The 5,407-nt window shown below is 70.5% G+C and carries 3 protein-coding genes and 2 pseudogenes; 1 reads left to right on the top strand and 4 read right to left on the bottom strand.

Annotated features, from left to right (window positions below; all coding sequences use genetic code 11):
- Positions 1-300 precede the first annotated feature (300 nt).
- A complete protein-coding gene (locus tag ACFVWY_RS35160) occupies positions 301-1,527 on the bottom strand; it encodes a PQQ-binding-like beta-propeller repeat protein (RefSeq protein WP_389878987.1) in 1,227 nt (408 codons plus the stop codon).
- A gap of 334 nt (positions 1,528-1,861) precedes the next feature.
- Positions 1,862-3,040, bottom strand: a complete 1,179-nt coding sequence (locus tag ACFVWY_RS35155; protein WP_389878986.1) for an acyl-CoA dehydrogenase family protein — start codon at positions 3,038-3,040, stop codon at positions 1,862-1,864.
- Positions 3,041-3,981: 941 nt separating this feature from the next.
- Here ACFVWY_RS35155 and ACFVWY_RS35150 point away from each other — a divergent pair.
- Positions 3,982-4,683 (top strand): hypothetical protein, encoded by a 702-nt coding sequence (locus tag ACFVWY_RS35150; protein ID WP_389878985.1) that lies wholly within the window; start codon positions 3,982-3,984, stop codon positions 4,681-4,683.
- A gap of 246 nt (positions 4,684-4,929) precedes the next feature.
- On the opposite strand, the pseudogene ACFVWY_RS35145 reads toward ACFVWY_RS35150, so the two are convergent.
- Positions 4,930-5,166: pseudogene (locus ACFVWY_RS35145) on the bottom strand (IS5/IS1182 family transposase); the annotation flags it as partial.
- Positions 5,163-5,289, bottom strand: a pseudogene (locus tag ACFVWY_RS35140) (IS5/IS1182 family transposase); the annotation flags it as partial. The pseudogenes ACFVWY_RS35145 and ACFVWY_RS35140, both read right to left, overlap by 4 nt.
- Positions 5,290-5,407 lie beyond the last annotated feature (118 nt).

Below are 5,407 nucleotides of genomic sequence, written 5' to 3'. Positions count from 1 at the left end.
TTGGATCATGCCGGGCTCGCGGGGGCCGGCACGCACATCTGCCGCGTTGTCGTCAGTCACCGACGCTCCGCGTCGGCTCCTTCCTCCGCCTTGCATCTGCACGCACCAGCCCCCGCTCCCTGATCCAGCCTGATCCAAACGAAAGACCCTAGGGAGAGGAGCCGGCCGCCGGTCCCTCGCGTCTCCCTGGGCCACCGCCCCCTCCTGGAAGCTCCCGCACCAGACCGCGCGGGCAACGGCTGCGCCCTCCTCCCCCGTAGCGCCTTCCGGGCGCGCGGCCAGTCTGCGGGCAGACCGCGGTCAGACCGCGGGCAGGGCGCAGAGGCGTTCGGCGTGCAGCACGGCGAGCCGCTTGCCCTCGCTGGCGACGTACCAGCGCTGGACGTCACCGGTCTTGTCGTTGTACGTCCAGCGCAGCTTGCCGGTGGCGGCGTCGAAGGCGTGGACGCCGCCGTCGTCGTCCAGTTGGCTCGCCCCGTACACCGTGTCGCCGACCTTGGTGAACTGCCAGGAGTAGGCGGCCTTCTCCAGCAGATCCTGGTTGCGCCAGACGGTCTTGCCGGATTCCGGTTCCACGGCCCACATCCCGCGCAGCCGGTCGGAGACGTACAGCACACCGTCGAGCACGTGCGGGCCGTTGAAGAAGGTGAAGTCGCCGCTGTCGAGCGTCCAGCGCTCCGTGCCGTCGGCCAGGGCGAACGCGCGCAGCCGCCGCCCCTCGGCCACGATCACCAGACCCTTGTGCACGGCGAACTGTTCCCAGTTGGAGTTCTTGAGCTTCTTCGTCCACACCTGCCGGCCCGTGGCGGTGTCGCGGACGGTCACGTTCTTGCGGTAGTCCGTGTAGACGAGGCGCCCGTCGGCCACCCGGGCGGTGATGCCGTACTTCTCGGTGCCCGCGTCGCGCCGCTCGCGCCAGACGACCTTGCCCGAGGCGGTGTCGATCGCCGCGATCACGTTGCTGGGCGTCGAGAAGTCCTTTTCGAGGATGCCCGCCAGGACGTAGACGTGCCGGTCGTCGGCCGCTATCGGACGCGGCTGGTCGTACTCCTTGCCGATCCTGCTCCGCCAGGTCTCCTTGCCGGTCCGCGGATCGAGGCCCACCACGTCGCCGTCGTACTGCGCGCTGGCCAGATACAGCGTCCCGCCGCCGATGAGGAGTCCGGCCCCGGGCGTGGTGACGCCCTTGCGGGACCACTTCTCCCGCCCGCTGGCGAGATCGTGTGCGACGAGGGGGTCACCCGCCACCAGGACGAGCCCGCCGGTGACCGCGAGCGCGTGCGCGCTGCTCAGGGAGTCGTTCCCGGTGGCGGCCTTCCACAGCGGCTTCGGTGCCGTGCCGGGCGGAGGCGTGGCGAAGGAGTCGTCTCCTCCCTCGCGGCCCGGCGTCGGCCCGGCCGCGGGTGCTTCCGGGTCGTCCGGTGAGCACCCCCAGGCCCCGGCGCCCAGCAGGGCCACCCCCAGTCCGGTACCGGTCAGCCGAAGCGCCTGCCGTCGCGAGACCGATCGTGCCTGGTGTCCACCCATGTCCGTGCCCCGTTTCGTTCCGTGCGAGAGTTCCGACACCCCCATGGGCGCCGTGGCGAGCTCACCGTAGCCGTCGCTTTTCGGACAGCCGCTGGGCGGAACGCAAACATGACAAAGCCGTGAAGGATCCGCGACAACGGATCCCGGCGGAACGCGTCCGCACACCGCGTCCCACAGTTCCGGCCGCGGTGGGGGTCGTGTCACGGCCCGCGCTGAGGGGTGGTCACGAGCCCGGCTGTCCGGCTCGGACGAACGGCATGGCCGCGTCGGGGCCCGGATCCCTGATACGACCGGCCCCCGGGTGTCCGGCCTCCCGGTCGCCGACCCCGGAGGGTCAGGCCAGGTCGAGGAAGCTCCACCGGGCGTCCGGCAGGGCACCGCTCAGCCACTTGCCACAGTTCTGGAGCACGACCGGACTCGACGTGATGTGCTGCGCGCCGGTCCCCAGGTCACGCAGGAAGCGGTCGACCGGACCGCGGCGGATCGCCGCCGACCCGGCCCAGCGGTGCACGGTGCGGCCCACCTCGCTCACGGTCGTGGTCGTGTGGTTCAGGACGAGCCGGATCAGAGTGTCCTGCTCAGTGCTTGGCAACTCACCCTGGTCCAGGGTCTGTTCGATGCCCTGCCAGACATCGTTCGCCCAGGCACGGGCCGCCCGGAGCCTGGCCTCCGCCGTCGCGTACTCGGCGTGGAAGTGGGAGGTGTCGACCGCGGCGCCCCGCGAACCGGTCCGCGCCGCGGCAACCCGCTTCAGCTCGTCGAGGAGCCGACGGCCGACACCGAGGGCCCAGCCCGTGTGCCCGATCGCCGACATGTTGACCAGGCCGAGGCGGTAGACGGCTCCGCCGTTGACCGGGGCGTCCGTGGTCGCGCCGTAGGTGTACTCGTGCGGTACGTACACATCGGTGCAGTGGTAGTCGATGCTGTGTGTCGCGCGCAGCCCGAGCACATCCCAGTTGCCGTCCAGGGTCACCTGCGACTTCGGCATCGCGAGGACCCGCAGCTCACCGGTGCCCTCGACCTGGATCGCGCTGTGGATGTGGGTGGCGTGCGCCATCCCCGAGGCGAACTGCCACTGGCCGCTGACCCGGTAGCCGCCCTGAACGGGAACAGCCCGGCCGGGGCGTGTGCCATGCCCGGAGAGCAGCGCGTACTTCCCGTTCGGCACGTCGGGGAACAGTGCGGCCGCCGCGCCGGAGGCGAGGTACGCCGCGGTGGTTCCCGTCATCAGCTGGAGCGCGAACATCGTCCACCCGGCCGCGGCGTCGTGGTAGCTCGCCCGCTCCGCCGTCTCGATCAGCTGCCTAGGCGCGAACTCGTACCCACCAAGGCTCAGCGGGAGCTCGGCCCGTACGATCCCGGTGTCCAGCAGCGCCTGCGCCGTCCCCTCGGGAAGTCGTCCCAACTCCTCGGCCGTGTCAGCCTGTTCGTCGAGCATGGCACCGAGCGCGTCGATCCCCTCCAGCACCCCCGCCAGTTCCGCGCTGACATGCAGTCGGCCCTTGTCCCCCATGGAAATCCTCTCCTCGCGGTCTGGCTCCCGATCGTCTCACGCACCTGCTCGGCAGCCCGGTCCACAGGCTCCATTCGGTGGCGTGGCGCGGAAGCACCTCGGGGCCGGTCAGGAGTGGCGTGCGCCGATCCGTCGACACGGCGGATCGGCGCCCGGGACGAGACGAGGACGGCGGCCTCGACGGCGCACGGGGCGGAATCCAGGCGAACCCGATGACCATGGCGTCAACCACGTCGACGGTGGTGTCCGGCCGGTTCCGCCAGCCGACGACCGTCACCGGCACGAGGGGCACCACCGCGGCAACACCGCGGCCCGACGAGGTGGCTCCTCAACTGGACGCCCTGATGCGGGACACCACCACGGCCATCGGGACCGCGCGTCCTTGCTGGTCCGCCGGGCGGCCTCGACGCCCAGAACGGCACCGCCGAGATCTCCGAGGACGCCCCCAGCAACGGCTGGCTGGTGGCACGGCGCGGCAACGTCGCTCCGGCGCGCGCGGTCGAGCAGGGGTCACGAAACGTGGTTCGCCCGGTCACATCAACAACAGCGGACACAGCGGATTCCGCCACACCGCCACACCATCAGGCGACAGCAGAACCACTCAAAAACGCGTGAATCACCCACTACGGCTTAACCTCACCACCCCCACCCCGGCTGTGGCTGCGGCTGCGGCTGCGGCTGCGGCTGCGGCTGCGGCTGCACCATCGATCCCTGCATGAATTCCAACCCGCCCGTTCTGGCCCTTGTATGACGTTCCGTGGCGGGACCAACGCATGAGAACTCAGCCGAACGGGGATTACAGCTGAGTGAAAACAAGGGGGTACGGCAACGTTTGGTACCGCAGGCGGCTGCCCTACTGGTTACGGGGGCTGCTCGCCCTCGCGGCCGGATGGGGAGCCCTGCTCTGCGGTCAGCAGGTCGCTGAAGGTTACGGAGCGACCATGGAGTACCGCGACGCACCGGTCTGCCAGGGCGGGGGCCAGAGCGGGGACGAGGACGACGAGGGGGACCTGTGCGTGCGGCGTGAGGCGGGCACGGTGCTCGACCGGCGGACGGGTGAGCGCTGCACGTCCAACAGCACGAGCGGCGGCACGACGGGAGGCATCAGCACCGGAGGCATCACGGCCGGAGGCGGAATGAACACCGCCGGTGGCACCACCGGCGGTGTAACGGCTGGCGGGGTGACCACCGCAGGCGGAGGCGGCGGCGGTACGACCTGTACGACGTACCACGACCTGAAGGTCCAACGGCCAGGGGCTACCAGCTGGTTGGGCGTGAGGTCGGTGACGTACGGCGACGCCAGGAAGGGCGACGAAGCCGAAGTCCGGCTGTGGCAGGGGGACGTCGTGGAACTGAGGGTTCGCGGCCACATCGACTCCTACGCGCCCTCCTCGCAGCAGGCGGTTCTCCCGTGGCTCGCGGCGGGCTGCCTGATCCTGGCGGGTGGCGCATGGGCATGGCTGAGCGGGCGGCCCTCCGGCCTCTTCGCCTTCCCCAACTTCGGCTTGCTGTTCGTGGCTGGTGGGGTCGGCTGGCTCGGCTCCATGGCACTGTTCGGCGGCCATCCCGTAGCCTGGGCGTTTGCCATCGCGTGGACGGGTTTCGCGGTCTTCTGGACCGTGAGTGCCTGGCGGGATGGATAGCAGCCCGTTCGAACCTCCAGCTACCGGACCGCCGTCGGCGAGTCACGTCGGTGCGCGGGGTGCACGGGTGCGCGGGGTGTGTGAGCTGAGAAGGCACGCGGAAACGGCTTGCGTTACCTCACCCGGACACATCACCAGATCAACACCAGCGACCGGCAGATTCCGCCCCGCCGCCACACACCATCAGGCGACAGCAGAGCCACTCAAATAATCACGAACCGCCCACACGGAGATCGCACGGATGGGTCAGGGCCGTCGGGCAGGGCGGGCATCCCGCCGGTAGGCCGTCCAGGCCCGGCGTAGCAGCCTGCGGATCACGATGACCGCGCTGGCCAACGCCACCTAAGCGTCCTGCACCACCGCGCGCCGGCCGGTCACGATCGCTCACACCTAGAACCCCTGGTTGTGCCAGGAGTTGGTCCGCTCGCTCACCCACCGGTGGGTAGGGCTGATCGGCACGGACTGCCCCTTAGCCTGTCGAACACGACCCGGTCGGGGATGCGGAGACGGTGGCAGCCCCATGGATGGGCAGCCACTGCCGCTTGGGCAGGAGGCTTGGAACTGGCCCCACAACGGGTCGGTTACGGATGAGGGCAGGACGGGCACGTGACCTTCACCCGGCCGTGGATGGCCTTGACCAGCAGGTCCCGCCGGGGTGGGGCGCCCCGGCCGCCCGGGGGGGGCCCCCCCCCCGGGGTGCCGCACCCACCGCGGCCCGAGGGGT

Origin of the sequence: Streptomyces sp. NPDC058195, assembly GCF_042883525.1 — a bacterium.
GTDB lineage: Bacteria > Actinomycetota > Actinomycetes > Streptomycetales > Streptomycetaceae > Streptomyces.
This window is presented reverse-complemented; position numbering and strand designations above follow the sequence as displayed.

Excerpts from the sequence above, each read along its gene's own strand:
- ACFVWY_RS35160 (WP_389878987.1), bottom strand. The coding sequence starts at position 1,527 with ATGGGTGGACACCAGGCACGATCGGTCTCGCGACGGCAGGCGCTTCGG.
- ACFVWY_RS35150 (WP_389878985.1), top strand. The coding sequence starts at position 3,982 with ATGGAGTACCGCGACGCACCGGTCTGCCAGGGCGGGGGCCAGAGCGGG.
- ACFVWY_RS35155 (WP_389878986.1), bottom strand. The coding sequence starts at position 3,040 with ATGGGGGACAAGGGCCGACTGCATGTCAGCGCGGAACTGGCGGGGGTG.